10 protein-coding genes and 2 tRNA genes are annotated in these 16,418 nt (G+C 67.5%); 3 read left to right on the forward strand and 9 right to left on the reverse strand.

Annotation, left to right across the window (positions count from 1 at the left end; all coding sequences use genetic code 11):
- Positions 1–23: 23 nt before the first annotated feature.
- From uvrC to polA, 8 genes are all read right to left on the reverse strand, one after another.
- Positions 24–1,949 (reverse strand): excinuclease ABC subunit UvrC, encoded by a 1,926-nt coding sequence (gene uvrC / locus QRN27_RS16875; RefSeq protein ID WP_285043226.1) that lies wholly within the window; start codon positions 1,947–1,949, stop codon positions 24–26.
- Between the two features lies 1 nt (position 1,950).
- Positions 1,951–4,842, reverse strand: coding sequence for an excinuclease ABC subunit UvrA (gene uvrA, locus QRN27_RS16880; protein WP_194670047.1), 2,892 nt, complete (start codon positions 4,840–4,842; stop codon positions 1,951–1,953).
- A gap of 79 nt (positions 4,843–4,921) precedes the next feature.
- A complete protein-coding gene (gene uvrB / locus QRN27_RS16885) occupies positions 4,922–6,988 on the reverse strand; it encodes an excinuclease ABC subunit UvrB (protein ID WP_194670046.1) in 2,067 nt (688 codons plus the stop codon).
- A 69-nt stretch (positions 6,989–7,057) separates the two neighbouring features.
- A complete protein-coding gene (gene coaE, locus QRN27_RS16890; protein WP_285043227.1) occupies positions 7,058–7,687 on the reverse strand; it encodes a dephospho-CoA kinase in 630 nt (209 codons plus the stop codon).
- A 117-nt stretch (positions 7,688–7,804) separates the two neighbouring features.
- Complete coding sequence (gene rpsA / locus QRN27_RS16895; RefSeq protein WP_056005690.1) at positions 7,805–9,262, reverse strand: 30S ribosomal protein S1; 1,458 nt, start codon at positions 9,260–9,262, stop codon at positions 7,805–7,807.
- Positions 9,263–9,437: 175 nt separating this feature from the next.
- Positions 9,438–10,424, reverse strand: a complete 987-nt coding sequence (locus QRN27_RS16900; protein ID WP_285043228.1) for an epimerase — start codon at positions 10,422–10,424, stop codon at positions 9,438–9,440.
- A complete protein-coding gene (locus QRN27_RS16905) occupies positions 10,421–12,097 on the reverse strand; it encodes a DUF885 domain-containing protein (RefSeq protein ID WP_285043229.1) in 1,677 nt (558 codons plus the stop codon). The genes QRN27_RS16900 and QRN27_RS16905 overlap by 4 nt, the downstream gene beginning before the upstream one ends.
- Before the next feature lie 81 nt (positions 12,098–12,178).
- Positions 12,179–14,839 carry a DNA polymerase I gene (gene polA, locus QRN27_RS16910; RefSeq protein WP_285043230.1) on the reverse strand — a complete coding sequence of 887 codons (2,661 nt, stop codon included), beginning with the start codon at positions 14,837–14,839 and terminating at the stop codon, positions 12,179–12,181.
- Between the two features lie 55 nt (positions 14,840–14,894).
- Here polA and QRN27_RS16915 point away from each other — a divergent pair, with 55 nt between their 5' ends.
- Positions 14,895–15,317, forward strand: a complete 423-nt coding sequence (locus QRN27_RS16915) for a hotdog fold thioesterase (protein ID WP_194670041.1) — start codon at positions 14,895–14,897, stop codon at positions 15,315–15,317.
- 77 nt (positions 15,318–15,394) lie between these two features.
- On the opposite strand, the gene QRN27_RS16920 is transcribed toward QRN27_RS16915, so the two are convergent.
- Positions 15,395–16,000 (reverse strand): ANTAR domain-containing response regulator, encoded by a 606-nt coding sequence (locus QRN27_RS16920; RefSeq protein WP_056005705.1) that lies wholly within the window; start codon positions 15,998–16,000, stop codon positions 15,395–15,397.
- Between the two features lie 54 nt (positions 16,001–16,054).
- On the opposite strand from QRN27_RS16920, the gene QRN27_RS16925 reads away from it, so the two are divergent.
- A tRNA-Leu gene (locus QRN27_RS16925) sits at positions 16,055–16,138 on the forward strand.
- A gap of 71 nt (positions 16,139–16,209) precedes the next feature.
- Positions 16,210–16,300: transfer RNA gene (locus QRN27_RS16930), tRNA-Leu, on the forward strand.
- Positions 16,301–16,418: the final 118 nt, after the last annotated feature.

A 16,418-nucleotide genomic window follows, 5' to 3' on the forward strand; every position in this document is an offset into this window, starting at 1 on the left:
CCTCGAAGGTTTGAAGTCCCAGCCTACCCATTCCTGGGGCCGGCCGAGGGCCCCGCGGAACCCGAGGCCAGGGCCTCGTACACGGTCGCCGCCAGTTTGCCGCCGATGCCCTTCACCTCCTCGATCTCCGCCGGTGTGGCGGTCTTCAGCCGTGCGACGGAGCCGAAGTGGCGCAGGAGCTCACGCACCTTCGCCGGGCCGAGCCCCGGGATCTCGCCGAGGACGGTCGAGATGTCGCGCTTGCGCTTCTGACGCTGGAAGCTGATCGCGAACCGGTGCGCCTCGTCGCGCACCCGCTGGAGGAGGAACAGGGACTCGCTCCCCCGCGGCAGGATCACCGGGTACGGATCGTCCGGGAGCCAGATCTCCTCCAGCCGCTTCGCCAAGCCGCACAGGGTGATCCCGGTCAGACCGGACTCCTCGAGCGCCCGGGCGGCGGCCGCGACCTGCGGTTGCCCGCCGTCGACGATGAGCAACTGCGGTGGATAGGTGAACTTCCGCCGCTTGCGCTCCCCTGTCGTCTCGTCGACCGTCTCGACCGGTTCGCTCGACGTGAGATGGGCGAGGCGACGGGACACGACCTGGTAGATCGAGTCGGTGTCGTCGGTGGACTCGGCGACACCGAAGCGACGGTATTCGTCCTTCCGGGAGAGCCCGTCCTCGAACACCACCATGGAGGCGACGATGTTGGTGCCGCTCAGGTGCGAGACGTCGAAGCACTCGATCCGGAGCGGTGCCTCGGTCATGCCGAGGGCGTCCCGGATGTCCTCGAGTGCCTGGGTCCTGGCCACGAAGTCGGAGCTGCGACGGGTCTTGTAGAGCATGAGGGCCTGTTTGGCGTTGACGACGGCGGTCTCCATGAGCGTCGCCTTCTCACCGCGCTGGGCGACCCGCACGGCGACCTTGGAACCGCGGCGTTCAGCGAGCCAGTCCTCGAGGCTCGCAGCGTCGTCGGGCAACTCGGGGACGAGGACCTCGCGCGGGACGTCGGGCCCGCTCGCAGCGGCGTAGACCCGCTGGACGACGCTGTCGACGAGCTCCGCCGTCGACATGTCGAGTTCCTTGTCGACGGTCCAGGAACGGACACCGCGGATGCGTCCGCCGCGTACGATGAACTGCTGGACGGATGCCGCGAGCTCGTCGTGGTCGATGCCGAAGAGGTCGGCGTCGACGGCGTCGCGGAGTACCACGGCGCTCTTCGCGAGCACCTGGTCGAGCGCCTGGAGCTGATCCCGGTACACCGCGGCGGACTCGTAGTCCTGGCGAGCCGCTGCGGCCTTCATGTCGGCCGTGATCCGCGTCGTGAACCGGCGGTCGTTCCCCACCATGAACGAGACGAAGTCGTCGACGATGGCGCGATGTTCCTGGATGGACACCTTCCCGGAGCAGGGTCCGCCGCAGCGCCCGATCTGGCCCGGGAAGCACGGCTTCCCCGACGTCATGGCGCGTTTGTACGCCGAGTCCGAGCAGGTGCGGATCGGGAAGACCTTGATCATGAGGTCGACGGTGTCGTGGACGGCCCAGATCTTCGGATACGGACCGAAGTACTTGGCTCCGGGGATCCGGGTGTTCCGGGTCACCATCACGCGCGGTGCCTCGTCGCCGAGGGTCACGGCGAGATAGGGGTAGGACTTGTCGTCGCGGAACTTGACGTTGAAGGGCGGGTCGTACTCCTTGATCCAGGTGTATTCCAACTGCAACGCCTCGACGTCGCTTCCGACCGTCGTCCAGGTCACGCCCGTCGCGGTCGTGACCATCCGCCGGGTGCGCTCGTGCAGGGTGTGCAGCGGTGCGAAGTAGTTGCTCAACCTCGCGCGGAGGTTCATCGCCTTGCCGACGTAGAGGACCCTCCCCGAGTCGTCACTGAAGCGGTAGACGCCGGGCAGGGTGGGGATCTCCCCTGCCTTCGGCCGGTACGCCAGGCCGCTCCCCCCGCGGGCAGCAGCCACGTCAGCCCGCCTTGCGGCTGCCGCCGGCCTCTGCCTCGAACAGTTCGTTCAGGAAGAAACCCGTGTGGCTGCCGGGGACCGTCGCCAGGTGCTCGGGGGTGCCCGTGGCGAGGACCGTCCCGCCGCCGGCGCCGCCCTCGGGACCCATGTCGATGAGCCAGTCCGACGACTTGATGACGTCGAGGTTGTGCTCGATCACGATGACCGTGTTGCCCTTGTCGACGAGTCCGTTGAGGACGAGGAGCAGCTTGCGGACGTCCTCGAAGTGCAGGCCGGTGGTCGGCTCGTCGAGCACGTAGACGCTCCGGCCGTTGCTCCGGCGCTGCAGTTCGGTCGCCAGCTTGACCCGCTGAGCCTCGCCACCCGAGAGCGTCGTCGCGCTCTGTCCGAGCCGGACGTACCCGAGTCCGACCTCGACGAGCGTCTTGAGGAAGCGGTGGATGGAGGAGATCGGCTCGAAGAAGTCGGCCGCCTCGGCGATCGGCATGTCGAGTACCTCGGCGATGTTCTTGCCCTTGTAGTGGATGGTCAGGGTGTCGCGGTTGTACCGCGCTCCCCCGCACACCTCACAAGCGACGTAGACGTCGGGGAGGAAGTTCATCTCGATCTTGATCGTGCCGTCACCCGAGCACGCCTCGCACCGGCCGCCCTTGACGTTGAAGCTGAACCGCCCGGCCAGGTAGCCGCGGACCTTCGCCTCCTGGGTCTCGGCGAAGAGGTTCCTGATCTTGTCGAACACGCCCGTGTAGGTGGCCGGGTTCGACCGTGGCGTGCGACCGATGGGGGCCTGGTCGACATGGATGACCTTGTCGAGGTGCTCGAGTCCCGTGACGCGGGTGTGCTTGCCGGGCAACTTGCGCGCACCGTTCAACTTGTTCGCGAGCACGCGGTACAGGACGTCGTTGACGAGGGAGGACTTGCCGGATCCGCTCACGCCGGTGACCGCCGTCAGGACACCGAGCGGGAAGTCCGCGCTGACCTTCTTCAGGTTGTTCGCCTGCGCTCCGATCACCTGGATCTGGCGCTTCGTGTCGATCGGGCGGCGCTTGGCCGGGATCTCGATGGCCTTCCGACCGGACAGGTAGTCGCCGGTGAGCGACTCGGTGTTCGCCTCGAGTGCTTCGTAGGAGCCGGAGTGCACGACCTTCCCGCCGTTGACCCCGGCGCCGGGGCCGATGTCGACGATCCAGTCCGCGGTGCGGATGGTGTCCTCGTCGTGCTCGACGACGATGAGCGTGTTGCCGAGGTCGCGGAGCGCCACGAGGGTCTCGATGAGCCGGCGGTTGTCGCGCTGATGCAGGCCGATGCTCGGCTCGTCGAGGACGTAGAGGACACCGGTCAGGCCGGAACCGATCTGCGTCGCGAGGCGGATGCGCTGTGCCTCACCACCGGACAGCGAGCCCGCGGTGCGAGCGAGATCGAGGTAGTTGAGACCGACCTGGATGAGGAAGTCGAGCCGCACCTTGATCTCGCGGAGGACCTGCGCGGCGATGTGTGCCTCGCGATCGCTCAGCTCGAGGCGGTCCATGAAGGCTCGGGCGTCCGACAGGCTCAGCTCGGCGACCTCGGCGATGCTGTGCTCGTGGATGAGGACCGACAGGACCTCGGGCTTCAGGCGGCGTCCGCCGCACACCTGGCACGGGACCTCTCGGAGGTACTCGGACCAGCGCACACGCTGGCTGTCCGTGTCGGCCTGCAGATACTGGCGCTCGATGTACGGGATGACACCCTCGAAGCCCGATGAGTAGCTCATCTCGCGCCCGAAGCGGTTCTTCCACTTCACCTTCACCTTGAAGTTGTCGCCGCGGAGCACCGCCTCCTGGACGGATGCCGGCAGGTCTCGCCACGGGGTGTCGAGCGAGAAGTCGAGGTCGCGTGCGAGACCGTCGAGCAGCTTCTCGTAGTACTGGTACAGCCCCTTGCCCTGCGTCGTCCACGGGACGATGACGCCCTCGTTGATGCTGAGCTCCTCGTCGCCGAGGAGGAGCTCGGCGTCGACGGACATGCGCGTGCCGAGGCCGGAGCACTCGGGGCACGCACCGAACGGTGCGTTGAAGGAGAACGTCCGTGGCTCGATCTCGGTCAGCTGCAGGGGGTGGTTGTTCGGGCAGGACAGTTTCTCGGAGAACGTCCGCCACGCGTCGTCGCCCTCTTCGTCGACGAAGTTGATCGTGACGAGGCCGTCGGTGAGCTGGAGGGCGGTCTCGAGCGAGTCGGTGAGACGACCGAGGATCTCGGGGCCGGCCACGAGGCGGTCGACGACGACGGCGATGTCGTGCTTGACCTGCTTCTTCAGGGTCGGGGGCTCGGCGAGCTGGATCGCCTCGCCGTCGACGATCGCGCGGGCGAAGCCCTTGGCCGAGAGCTCCTTGAAGAGGTCGACGAACTCGCCCTTCTTCTGGCTGACCACCGGGGCGACGATCTGGTACCGGCGGCGCTCCTCGAGCTCCATCAGCTGGTCGGCGATCTGCTGCACCGTCTGGCGCTGGATGACCTCGCCGCAGACGGGGCAGTGCGGGACACCGATGCGCGCCCACAGCAGACGCATGTAGTCGTAGACCTCGGTGATCGTGCCGACGGTCGACCGCGGGTTGCGGTTGGTCGACTTCTGGTCGATGGAGACGGCCGGGCTCAGGCCCTCGATGAAGTCGACGTCCGGGCGGTCGACCTGACCGAGGAACTGCCGCGCGTACGCCGAGAGCGACTCGACGTAGCGTCGTTGCCCTTCCGCGAAGATCGTGTCGAAGGCGAGGGAGGACTTCCCGGAGCCCGACAGACCGGTGAAGACGACCAGCGAGTCGCGCGGGATCTCGAGGTCCACGTTCTGGAGGTTGTGCACGCGGGCACCGCGGACACTGAGCGTTGAGTGGTGATCTACCTTGGCAATTGACACCCTTCGAGTCTACGCAGCACCACCGACACCGGACTCCCGAGCGGTGTCTGTGGTACTGCGCTCTCAGCGAAGCCCTCGGCTAGATGTGTCCGGCCTTCGCCATCTGCCGCAACTCCTGCTTGAGCTCGGAGACCTCGTCCCGGAGCCGGCCGGCCAGTTCGAACTTGAGTTCCGCTGCGGCCGCGAGCATCTGGGCGTTGAGGTCGGCGATGATCGACTCGAGATCGTTCGCACCCTCGGCGGCGATGCCCTCGCGTCGGAGGTTCGGCGTCGGGCTCTTCTTCTTCCCGTTGTCGCGTCCCGCCAGCAGCGCCGCGGTGTCGGCGCCTTCGCGCGCGAGTGCCTCGGTGATGTCGGCGATCCGCTTGCGCAGTGGCTGCGGATCGATCCCGCGTTCCTCGTTGTAGGCCACCTGCTTCTCGCGGCGGCGATCGGTCTCCTCGATCGCGCGCTTCATCGAGTCGGTCAGGACGTCGGCGTACATGTGGACCTCGCCGGACACGTTGCGGGCTGCGCGACCGATGGTCTGGATGAGCGACGTCGAGGACCGCAGGAAGCCCTCCTTGTCGGCGTCGAGGATGGCCACGAGCGAGACCTCGGGGAGGTCCAGCCCCTCGCGGAGGAGGTTGATGCCGATGAGGACGTCGTAGACGCCCTGCCGGAGTTCGCTCAGCAGCTCGACCCGGCGCAGGGTGTCGACGTCGGAGTGCAGGTACCTGACGCGGACGCCCGCCTCGGTGAGGAAGTCGGTGAGCTCCTCGGCCATCTTCTTCGTGAGCGTGGTGACGAGGACGCGTTCGTCGCGCTCGGCCCGGACGCGGATCTCCTCGAGGAGGTCGTCGATCTGCCCGTTCGACGGCTTGACGATGATGGCCGGGTCGACCAGACCGGTCGGGCGGATGATCTGCTCGACGATGCCGTCGGCGATGCCCATCTCGTACTTGCCGGGCGTGGCCGAGAGGTAGACCGTCTGACCGACCCGGTTCTTGAACTCGTCCCATCGGAGCGGACGGTTGTCCATCGCGCTCGGGAGCCGGAAGCCGTGCTCGACGAGCGTCCGCTTCCGCGACGCGTCGCCCTCGAACATCGCGCCGATCTGCGGGACGGTGACGTGTGACTCGTCGATGACGGTGAGGAAGTCGTCGGGGAAGTAGTCGAGGAGGCAGTTCGGTGCTTCGCCGGCCGAGCGGCCGTCGATGTGGCGGGAGTAGTTCTCGATTCCCGAGCAGAACCCGATCTGCTGCATCATCTCGAGGTCGAAGGTCGTCCGCATCCGGAGCCGCTGCGCTTCCAGGAGCTTGCCCTCACGTTCCAGGGACTGCAGCCGCTCGGCGAGCTCCTCCTGGATGGTGCCGATGGCGCGCTGGATCGTCTGCGGGCTGGCCGCGTAGTGCGAGGCCGGGAAGACCGAGACCGCGTCGAGCTTCTTGACGACATCTCCGGTGAGCGGGTGGAGGGCGTACAGCGCCTCGATCTCATCGCCGAAGAACTCGATGCGGATCGCCAGCTCCTCGTAGACCGGGATGATCTCGATGGTGTCGCCGCGCACGCGGAAGTTGCCGCGGGAGAAGTCGACGTCGTTGCGGTTGTACTGCATACCCACGAACTTGCGGATCAGCCGGTCGCGCCCGATGTTCTGGCCGACCTGCAGCGCCGCCATCGCCTCCAGGTACTCCTCCGCCGCCCCGAGACCATAGATGCACGAGACGGTCGACACCACGATGACGTCACGGCGGCTCAGCAGCGAGTTGGTGGTCGAGTGGCGCAACCGCTCGACCTCGGCGTTGATGGACGAGTCCTTCTCGATGAAGGTGTCTGTCTGCGGGACGTAGGCCTCAGGCTGGTAGTAGTCGTAGTAGGAGACGAAGTACTCGACCGCGTTGTTCGGCATGAGCTCGCGGAACTCGTTCGCGAGCTGCGCCGCGAGCGTCTTGTTGTGCGCGAGCACGAGGGTCGGACGTTGGACCGCCTCGATCAGCCACGCGGTGGTCGCCGACTTGCCGGTACCGGTCGCGCCGAGGAGCACGACGTCGGTCTCGCCGGCGTTGATACGCCCGGACAGCTGCTCGATGGCGGCGGGCTGGTCGCCGCTCGGCTCGTAGTCGCTGATCACCTCGAAGGGGCGGACGGCGCGTGTTGGTTCCATACTCCGAGTCTACGGAGGACCACCGACAGCACTCCCCCGCTTCGCCCACAGCGGAGCGAGGCGTCCGGCTCAGGCGTCGGCGTCGCGAGCGGCGTCCGGTGCGGCGTCCGACAACGCGCGGCCCCACACCGCGTCGACCTGCTCGAGCGTCTGCGCGAGGGTGCCCGCGGTGTCGATCACGACGTCGGCGACGGACGTGCGTTGCGCCTCCGTCGCCTGCGCGGCGATCCGACGTTCCGCCTCGCCGCGGTCGAGTCCGCGCAGCTCGACGAGACGATCGGCACGCACCGATTCGGGTGCCGAAGCGACGACCACCAGGTCGAACTCGTCGGCACGGCCGGTCTCCACGAGCAACGGGACGTCGTAGACGACGATCGCCGCCGGGTCTGCCGACGCGTCGGCGATCCTGGCCTGTGAGCGACGCTTGACCTCGGGGTGGACGATCGCGTTGAGATCGGCCCTGGCCTGGTCGTCGGAGAAGACGACGGCGCCGAGAGCCGGACGGTCGAGCGCGCCGTCGGGACCGATCACGTCCGGCCCGAACCGCGCGGCGATGGCCGCCAGCCCAGGAGTGCCCGGTTCGACGACCTCGCGCGAGAGCACGTCCGCGTCGATGACGACGGCTCCGTGCTCGGCGAGCCGGGTCGCGATGGTCGATTTGCCGGAGGCGATACCGCCGGTGAGGCCGATGAGGTACATGCCTGCCAGCGTACCCGCGGCGTCATCGAGTTTTCGGGTGTGCCCCGGACAACGCAGCAGGGGGCCGCCCGAAGGCGACCCCCTGCTGGACACCGACCGAGGTCGGTGCGATGGTGACTAGTTGCTCGAGAGCTTCTCGCGGAGTGCCGCGAGGGACTCGTCGTCGGCGAGCGTTCCGCCACCGGCGGAGTCGCTCGAGAACGAGGAACCGGCCGACGAGGAAGCGGTCGACGAGGAGGCCTGGTTTGCCTCTTCGACGGCTGCAGCCGCGACCTGCTTCTTGTGCGCTTCCCAGCGAGCCTGGGCGGCAGCGTAGTCCTGCTCCCACTTCTCGCGCTCGGCGTCGAAGCCTTCCTTCCACTCCTGCGTCTCGGCGTCGAAGCCCTCGGGGTACTTGTAGTTCCCGAGCTCGTCGTACTCCGTGAGCATGCCGTAGAGGGCCGGGTCGAACTCGGTGCCCTCGGGGTCGACACCCTCGTTGGCCTGCTTGAGGCTCAGCGAGATGCGGCGACGCTCGAGGTCGATGTCGATGACCTTGACGAAGACCTCTTCGCCGACCGACACGACCTGCTCGGCGAGCTCGACGTGCTTGCCGGAGAGCTCCGAGATGTGCACGAGGCCCTCGATGCCGTCTGCCACGCGGACGAACGCACCGAACGGAACCAGCTTGGTGACCTTACCCGGTGCAACCTGGCCGATGGCGTGGGTGCGGGCGAAGACCTGCCACGGGTCCTCCTGGGTCGCCTTGAGCGACAGCGAGACGCGCTCGCGGTCCAGGTCGACCTCGAGGATCTCGACGGTGACTTCCTGACCGACCTCGACGACCTCGCTGGCGTGCTCGATGTGCTTCCAGCTGAGCTCGGAGACGTGGACGAGACCGTCGACGCCGCCGAGGTCGACGAACGCGCCGAAGTTGACGATCGAGGAGACGACGCCCTTGCGGACCTGTCCCTTCTGGAGGTTGTTGAGGAAGGTGGTGCGGCTCTCGGACTGCGTCTGCTCGAGGAGCGCACGGCGCGACAGGACCACGTTGTTGCGGTTCTTGTCGAGCTCGAGGATCTTCGCCTCGATCTCCTGGCCGAGGTACGGCGTGAGGTCGCGGACGCGGCGCAGCTCGATGAGCGAAGCCGGGAGGAAGCCACGGAGGCCGATGTCGACGATGAGGCCGCCCTTGACGACCTCGATGACCGAACCGGTGACGACGCCGTCGGATTCCTTGATCTTCTCCACGTCGCCCCAAGCGCGCTCGTACTGCGCGCGCTTCTTCGACAGGATCAGACGGCCTTCCTTGTCCTCCTTCTGGAGAACGAGAGCCTCGATCGTGTCGCCGACATTGACGACCTCGGAGGGGTCGACGTCGTGCTTGATGGAGAGTTCACGCGAGGGGATGACACCCTCGGTCTTGTAGCCGACGTCGAGGAGGACCTCGTCGCGGTCGATCTTCACCACGGTGCCCTCGATGAGGTCGCCGTCGTTGAAGAACTTCAGAGTCTTTTCGACCGCTGCGAGGAAGTCCTCAGCAGATCCGATGTCGTTGATTGCGACCTGCTTGGGGGCGGTCGTTGCGCTTGTCATGTAGTAATTGCTCCAGGTGGACAATGATTCAGGCCGCGGCTCGCGCACTGCTCCGGACCCGTGGATGACCACGGACGTTGATCGGGGCGATGCTGTTGTGTGAACCGATCCGGGGATCGGGATCGCTCTGCGAGACGGGCAGGCGGATAGGACGTCACAATTGTGACAGTGCAGTCTAGCGAGATCGAGGGCCTGCAGGCAAGCCGCGCGCCTGGACGATGTCGCGCAGCGCCGGGTCCAGGGTCGGGTGCTCGAACCGGTACCCTGCCTGCAGCAACCGCTCTGGCAGCGCCCAGCGACTCTTCAGGACGAGTTCGCTCTCGGTGCGGAGGAGGAACATCCCGATCTCGAGGAGCCAGCGGGGCGCCGGGAGGCCGATCGGCATCCCGAGCACGTGGCGCAAGGTCCGCATGAAGCCACGGTTGTCCGTCGGGCTCGGCGAGGTCACGTTGACGGCGCCGTCCAGTTCCGGGTGGTCGCGGAGGAACCGGACGATGCCGATGACGTCGTCCAGGTGGATCCAACTGAACCGTTGCCGGCCATGGGGTGTCGTGAACCGGTGACCCGTCCCGGCGGCCCGGCGTGATCGCGAGCGGGGCCAGCGGCCGTCCAGCTGCGGTCCTCCGAGGCCGAGGCGCGCCAGCCACAGCAATGGGGTGAGCGCTCCCCCGTCGCCGAGCACGATGGCGATCCGGAGAGCCACCCTCCGCGTGTCCGGCAGATCGTCGGCGAACAACGCCCGTTCCCACGCCGTCGCGACGTCCACGGAGAACCCCGATCCGATCTCACCGTCGGCTTCCGTCATGGCGCGGTCGTCCGCGTCACGGTAGATGGTCGCCGTCGACGCGTTGATCCAGAGCGGAGGAGGCGAGGCCGCTTCGCGGACCGCTCGCGACAGCTCCGTCGTCGTGTCGACGCGCGATCGGAGGATCGCGGCACGGTTCGCTGCGGTGTACCGGCAGTTCACGCTCTTGCCCGCCAGGTTGACCAGGAGGTCCGCCCCGTCGACCAGTCGCGCGATACCCGCTCGATCACCCCACCGGGCGTCGGCCGCACCCCGACCGATGACGGAGACCGTTGCGCCGTCGGCTCGGAAGGACTCGACCAGCCGACGCCCGATGAAGCCGGACGCTCCGGCGACGACGATCCGATCGGACGTCATTCGAGCATCGCCGACCGCAGCGTGTCGAGCCCGACGCCCCCGAGGTCGAGCGCTCGACGGTGGAAGTCCTTGATGTCGAAGGCGTCTCCCGCCCGGCGGGCCGCATCGTCGCGGAGCTGCTCCCAGATGCGCTGCCCGATCTTGTAGGACGGTGCCTGTCCGGGCCAACCGAGGTACCGGTTCACCTCGAAGCGGACGAACTCCGGAGACATGTTCACATTCCGGCCCATGAAGTCGAAGGCGTACTCGGCGGTCCAGGTGCCGCTCCCGTCGGGGAGCCGCTTGCCGAGGTGCACGCCGATGTCGAGGACGACGCGGGCAGCACGCATCCGCTGACCGTCGAGCATGCCCAGCCGGTCGGCAGGGTCGTCGAGATAGCCGAGCTGCTCCATCAAGCGCTCCGCATACAGCGCCCAACCCTCTGCGTGTCCGGAGGTGCCGGCGAGCTGTCGGCGCCAGAGGTTGAGGGTCTTGCGGTTGACGACCGCCTGACCGATCTGCAGGTGGTGCCCGGGAACGCCCTCGTGGTACACCGTCGTCAGCTCGCGCCAGGTGTCGAACTCGGTGACGCCGACGGGGACCGACCACCACATGCGGCCGGGACGCGAGAAGTCGTCGGTCGGGCCCGTGTAGTAGATCCCGCCCTCCTGCGTGGGGGCGATCATGCACTCGAGCGCGCGGATCTCCTGCGGGATGTCGAACTGGGTGCGGCCGAGTTCTTCGACCGCCCGGTCGCTCGTCTCCTGCATCCAACGCTGCAGGGCCTCCGTGCCGTGCAGTTTGCGCGCAGGATCCTGTTCGAGGAAGGCGACCGCCTCCTCCACCGAGGCTCCGGGCAGGATCTCGTTCGCGATCGACTCCTGCTCGGAGACCATGCGCGCCAGCTCCTCGATCCCCCACTCGTAGCTCTCGTCGAGGTCGACCGTCGCGCCGAGGAACCGTCGAGACTGCAGGGCGTACAGCTCGCGGCCGATCGCGTCCTCCTCGGTCGCGGCCGGCATGAGTTCGTGGGCGAGGAAGTCGGCGAGGCGGTTGTAGGCGACGGCAGCGGCGCCGGCACCGGTCGACAGCTCTCCGGCGAGCGAGGCCGGGAGCTGGCCGTCCTCCGGTCCGGCTTCCGCCGCGAAGCCGATGAAGAAGCCGTCGTCGGCGCCGGTGCGGAGCACCTGGTCGTAGACCTCCTTCACCTGGCGTCGTGCTGGGGTGATGCCCTTCGCGATCCCTTCGCGGAGCGTCTCGATGTAGCCGTCCACCGCTTCCGGCAACGCACCCAGACGGGTGCTGATCGTGCTCCAGTCGTCGACCGTGGCCGTCGGCATGAGGTCGAAGACGTCGCGGAGCTCCTGCGACGGCGACGCGATCACATTCAGATCCCGGTACTGCAGGCCGGCTTCGGACGAGGCGAGGTCGAGCTCCAGCTCCGCGGTGAGGTCGGTCTGGGTGACGCGATCGACGGCGTCGACGGGTGAGGCCGATCGAAGCGTGTTCAGCGTGCGCGAGACGGCCTCGATGTACGCTTCGTGCCCGGCCGGCGATGTGTCACCGTAGCGTCCGCCGACGTCTGTCCGGCCGATGTAGGTGCCGACCTCGGGCCGCAGCTGGACGAGCGTCTCCACCCAGCTTTCGGCGATGGCGTCGATCGGTGTGCTCTGGCGAGGTTCTTCGTGAGACATGCCGACGAGCCTAGTCCGCGCCTCGGACGCGCACGCGGCGGATCCGTCCTCGGGTGCGTGGGACGGGGACGCACCGAACCGTCAGTGCGCGGCGGAGTCCCAGTCGTGGCCGTGCCCGATCTGGACGTCGAGGGGCACCGACAGCTCGGCGGCACCCGCCATCTGCGTTCGGACGATCGCTTCGAGGGCGTCCCACTCCCCCTCGGCGACCTCGAAGATCAATTCATCGTGCACCTGCAGCATCATCTGGGAGCGGAGCGACTGCGACCGGAGGTCCGACTCGATGCCGATCATGGCCCGCTTCATGATGTCCGCTGCGGAACCCTGGATCGGAGCGTTCAGCGCCTGCCGTTCGGCGTTCTCGCGGACGAGTCGGTTCGGGCTCGCGAGCTCGCGGAACAGCCGACGACGACCGAAGATGGTCTCGGTGTACCCGTCGAGCTTCGCCTGCTCGACGACGTTCCGCAGATAGTCGCGCACGGCTCCGAACCGCTCGAAGTAGTCGACCATGAGCTGCTTCGCCTCGGCGCTGGAGATCCGGAGCTGCTTCGAGAGGCCGAAGGCGCTGAGCCCGTAGGCGAGACCGTAGGACATGGCCTTCACCTTGTTGCGCATCGCGGGCGTGACGTCTTCCGCGGCCACGCCGAAGATGCGTGCGCCCACGAAGCGGTGGAGGTCCTCGCCGGACTTGAACGCCTCGATGAGGCCGGCATCGCCCGAGAGGTGGGCCATGATCCGCATCTCGATCTGCGAGTAGTCGGCCGTCAACAGGGTCTCGTACCCGGTCCCGGCCTGGAAAGCGGCGCGGATGCGTCGTCCCTCCTCGGTGCGCACGGGGATGTTCTGCAGGTTCGGGTCGGTCGAGGAGATCCGGCCCGTGCTCGTCCCGATCTGGACGTACGTGGTGTGGATACGACCGTCGTCGGTGATCGCCTTGTCGAGCGTCTCCACGATCTGACGGAGCTTCGTCGCGTCGCGGTGTTCGAGGAGCAGGCCGAGGAACGGGTGCGGGCTCTTCTCCTGGAGGTCGGCGAGGGCACCGGCGTCGGTGGAGAACCCGGTCTTGTTGGCCCGCGTCTTGGGCATGGCCAGCTGGTCGAAGAGCACCTCCTGGAGCTGCTTCGGCGAGCCGAGATTGACCTCACGTCCGATCTCGGCGTAGGCGTTGCTCGCCAACTCCGCGGACCGGTTCCCGAGCTGCTCCGAGAGTCCGCTCAGGATGCCGTGGTCGACGGTCACCCCCGTGAGTTCCATGTGCGCGAGCACCTGCAGGACCGGCAGTTCCATCTCGAGGAGGACGCCGAGCGACCCCGGGTCGAGGGCGGCGCGGGTGGCCTCTGCGACGCGGAGCGCGTACCAGGCGGTCCCTCCGACACCGACCGGGTCGGTCTCCGGAACCAGCTGGTTCGGGTCGGCCACGGGCATCGTCTCGTCGAGGTACCGTGTGGCGAGGTCGCCGAGGGTCTTGTCGCCGCCACTCGGGCGGAGCAGCCAGCCGGCGACAGCCGTGTCGTACGCCAGGCCTTCGAGCGCGAGGCCGGCCCGGGTGACCGCCTTCACCTGCGGTTTCGCGTCGTGCATGATCTTCGGGGCGTCGCTCGCGAGCCAGGCTTCGAGCGGCGCGTAGTCGGCCTCCCCGGGACGCCAGGCGAGGGACACGATCTCCGTGGGGGTGGCCAGACCGGCCGCGACCGGCAGATCGCCGTCCAGGTCGAGGTGGAGTCCGATGCCGCCCGGGTGGGCCGCGACCGCGCGCGCAAGCCAGGCCTCGAGCTCTTCGTCGAGCAGTTCCTTGCGAGGCGGCATCACCACACCGACCGCGTGCGAGGCCGAGACGTCGGTGTTCGCCTCGAGACCGTCGAGCTTCAAGACCCGGTCGAGGAGTGTGCGGAACTCCAGTCGGCCGAACACGGCGGCCACGGCGTCGGCGTCGATCTGACGTCGTTCGAGGTCCTTCGGGCCGACCGGCAGTTCGACGTCGGTGAGGAGGCGGTTGAGTCGCCGATTGCGGACGGCGTTCTCCTTGTGTTCGCGGAGGCTCTCCCCCACCTTGCCGGTGATCTCGTCTGCGCGTTCCAGGATCTGCTCGAGCGAGCCGAACTGGTTGAGCCACTTGACGGCGGTCTTCTCGCCCACCTTCGGGATGCCGGGGAGGTTGTCGCTCGTCTCGCCGACGAGCGCGGCGATCTCCGGGTACTGCTCGGGCCGGATGCCGTAGCGCTCGAATACCTTGGCACCGTCGTATCGCGTCAGTGCCGAGACGCCCTGACTGGACGGATAGAGCAGCGTCACGTCGTCGGTCACCAACTGGATGGTGTCGCGGTCGCCCGAGACGACGAGGACGCGGAAGCCCTCCTCGGCGCCCTGCTTGGCGAGGGTGGCGAGGATGTCGTCGGCCTCGTAGTCCTCTTTGCTGATCGTGGTGATGTTCATCGCCTTGAGCGCCTCTTCCAAGAGCGGCACCTGACCCTTGAACTCGGGCGGGGTCTCGCCGCGCGTCCCCTTGTACTCGGGGTACTCACGGGTCCGGAACGAGCGGCGCGAGATGTCGAAGGCCACGGCGAGGTGGCTCGGGTTCTCGTTCTTCAGCAGGCTGATCAGCATCGAGATGAAGCCGTGGATGGCGTTCGTGTGCTGGCCGTCGCGGGTTTGGAAGCTGTCGACCGGCAGGGCGTAGAACGCCCGGAAGGCGAGCGAGTGGCCGTCGACGACGAGGAGGGTAGGCTTTTCTGATTCCGACACGCGCCCAGCCTACAAGCCGGTGCCGACACGGCTCAGGACCGATCCGAAGGTGGACATGACGAACGAGACCGACGAAGCCCTCGAGTTCCTGCGGACGAGAGGCAGCGGCGCACTCGCCGCCAAGATGGGCATCGAGTTCACGGAGTTCACGGTCCAACGGTCCGTCGCCACCATGCCGGTCGAGGGCAATACGCAACCGGCGATGCTGCTGCACGGCGGCGCCTACGTCGTCCTCGGCGAATCCCTCGGGTCGATGGCCGCCAACCTCTTCGCAGGCCCCGGCAAGCTCGCCGTCGGCATCGACATCAACGCCACGCACACCCGTTCGGCAACCGAGGGGATCGTGACCGGGGTCTGCACGCCGATCCACCTCGGGCGGTCGCTCACCGTCCACGAGATCGCGGTCAGCGACGAGCAGGGCCGACGCTGCTCGACCATCCGCATCACGAACCTCATCAAGGACGCACCGGGGAGCTGACCCGAACTGCTCCCGGACAACGCAGAGCGGCCCGCCCCCGCAGGGACGGGCCGCTCTTGCGACGAGGTGGGAGAGCGCTACTTCTTGGCGCTCAGCTGCTCGATGATCGCCTGCGCGACATCGTGCATGGTGAGGCGGCGGTCCATGGACGCCTTCTGGATCCAACGGAAGGCCTCGGGCTCGGTGAGCCCCATCTTCTCGTTGAGGAGGCCCTTCGCGCGGTCGACGAGCTTCCGCGTCTCGAAGCGCTCGACCATGTCGGCGACCTCGGCCTCGAGCGTGATGATCTGCTGGTACCGCGAGAGGGCGATCTCGATCGCGGGCAGGAGGTCGTTCGGGGTGAACGGCTTCACGACGTACGCCAGGGCACCGGCCTCGCTCGCCCGCTCGACCAGTTCCTTCTGGCTGAACGCGGTGAGGAGCACCACCGGTGCGATGTGCGCCTTGCCGATGCGCTCGGCGGCGGAGATGCCGTCGAGCTGGGGCATCTTCACATCCATGATCACGAGGTCCGGGCGGAGCTCGGTCGCGAGCGCGACGGCGGTCTCGCCATCGCCGGCCTCGCCGACGACCTCGAAACCGTTGTCGCGAAGGATCTCGACGATGTCGAGGCGGATGAGGGATTCGTCCTCAGCGACGACGACGCGCCGCGGGGCTACGGGAGGGGTCTCTTGCTCGGTCACCCTCAAATCCTACGGTACTCTGATGCAGGTTGCTGTTCGCCGTGCGGCGGACGCGCCGGTGTGGCGGAATGGCAGACGCGGAGCACTCAAAATGCTTTGTCGAAAGACGTGTGGGTTCGAGTCCCACCACCGGTACCACAAAGGTGGGGAATTCCCGTCGGGCGCACTCAACATGCTTTGTCGAAAGACGTGTGGGTTCGAGTCCCACCACCGGTACGACGAAGGTGGGGAATCCCCGTCGGGAGCACTCAACATGCTGTGTCGAAAGACGTGTGGGTTCGAGTCCCACCACCGGTACCACGAAGCTCTCCTGACTGAACAGGGACGAGGCGGTCAAGCCCTTCGGGCGGGGTCGGCGGACGCCGTAGCGTAACGTCGAAGACACGACGTGCAGGACGTCGTTCGACACGATGGGACC

It is taken from the genome of Plantibacter sp. LMC-P-059a, from assembly GCF_030209505.1.
GTDB lineage: Bacteria > Actinomycetota > Actinomycetes > Actinomycetales > Microbacteriaceae > Plantibacter.

What these genes read in the sequence shown, in the direction of transcription:
- coaE (WP_285043227.1), bottom strand. Translation starts at nt 7,687, where the DNA reads ATGTACCTCATCGGCCTCACCGGCGGTATCGCCTCCGGCAAATCGACC.
- uvrB (WP_194670046.1), bottom strand. Translation starts at nt 6,988, where the DNA reads ATGGAACCAACACGCGCCGTCCGCCCCTTCGAGGTGATCAGCGACTAC.
- QRN27_RS16915 (WP_194670041.1), top strand. Translation starts at nt 14,895, where the DNA reads ATGACGAACGAGACCGACGAAGCCCTCGAGTTCCTGCGGACGAGAGGC.
- QRN27_RS16900 (WP_285043228.1), bottom strand. Translation starts at nt 10,424, where the DNA reads ATGACGTCCGATCGGATCGTCGTCGCCGGAGCGTCCGGCTTCATCGGG.
- QRN27_RS16905 (WP_285043229.1), bottom strand. Translation starts at nt 12,097, where the DNA reads ATGTCTCACGAAGAACCTCGCCAGAGCACACCGATCGACGCCATCGCC.
- rpsA (WP_056005690.1), bottom strand. Translation starts at nt 9,262, where the DNA reads ATGACAAGCGCAACGACCGCCCCCAAGCAGGTCGCAATCAACGACATC.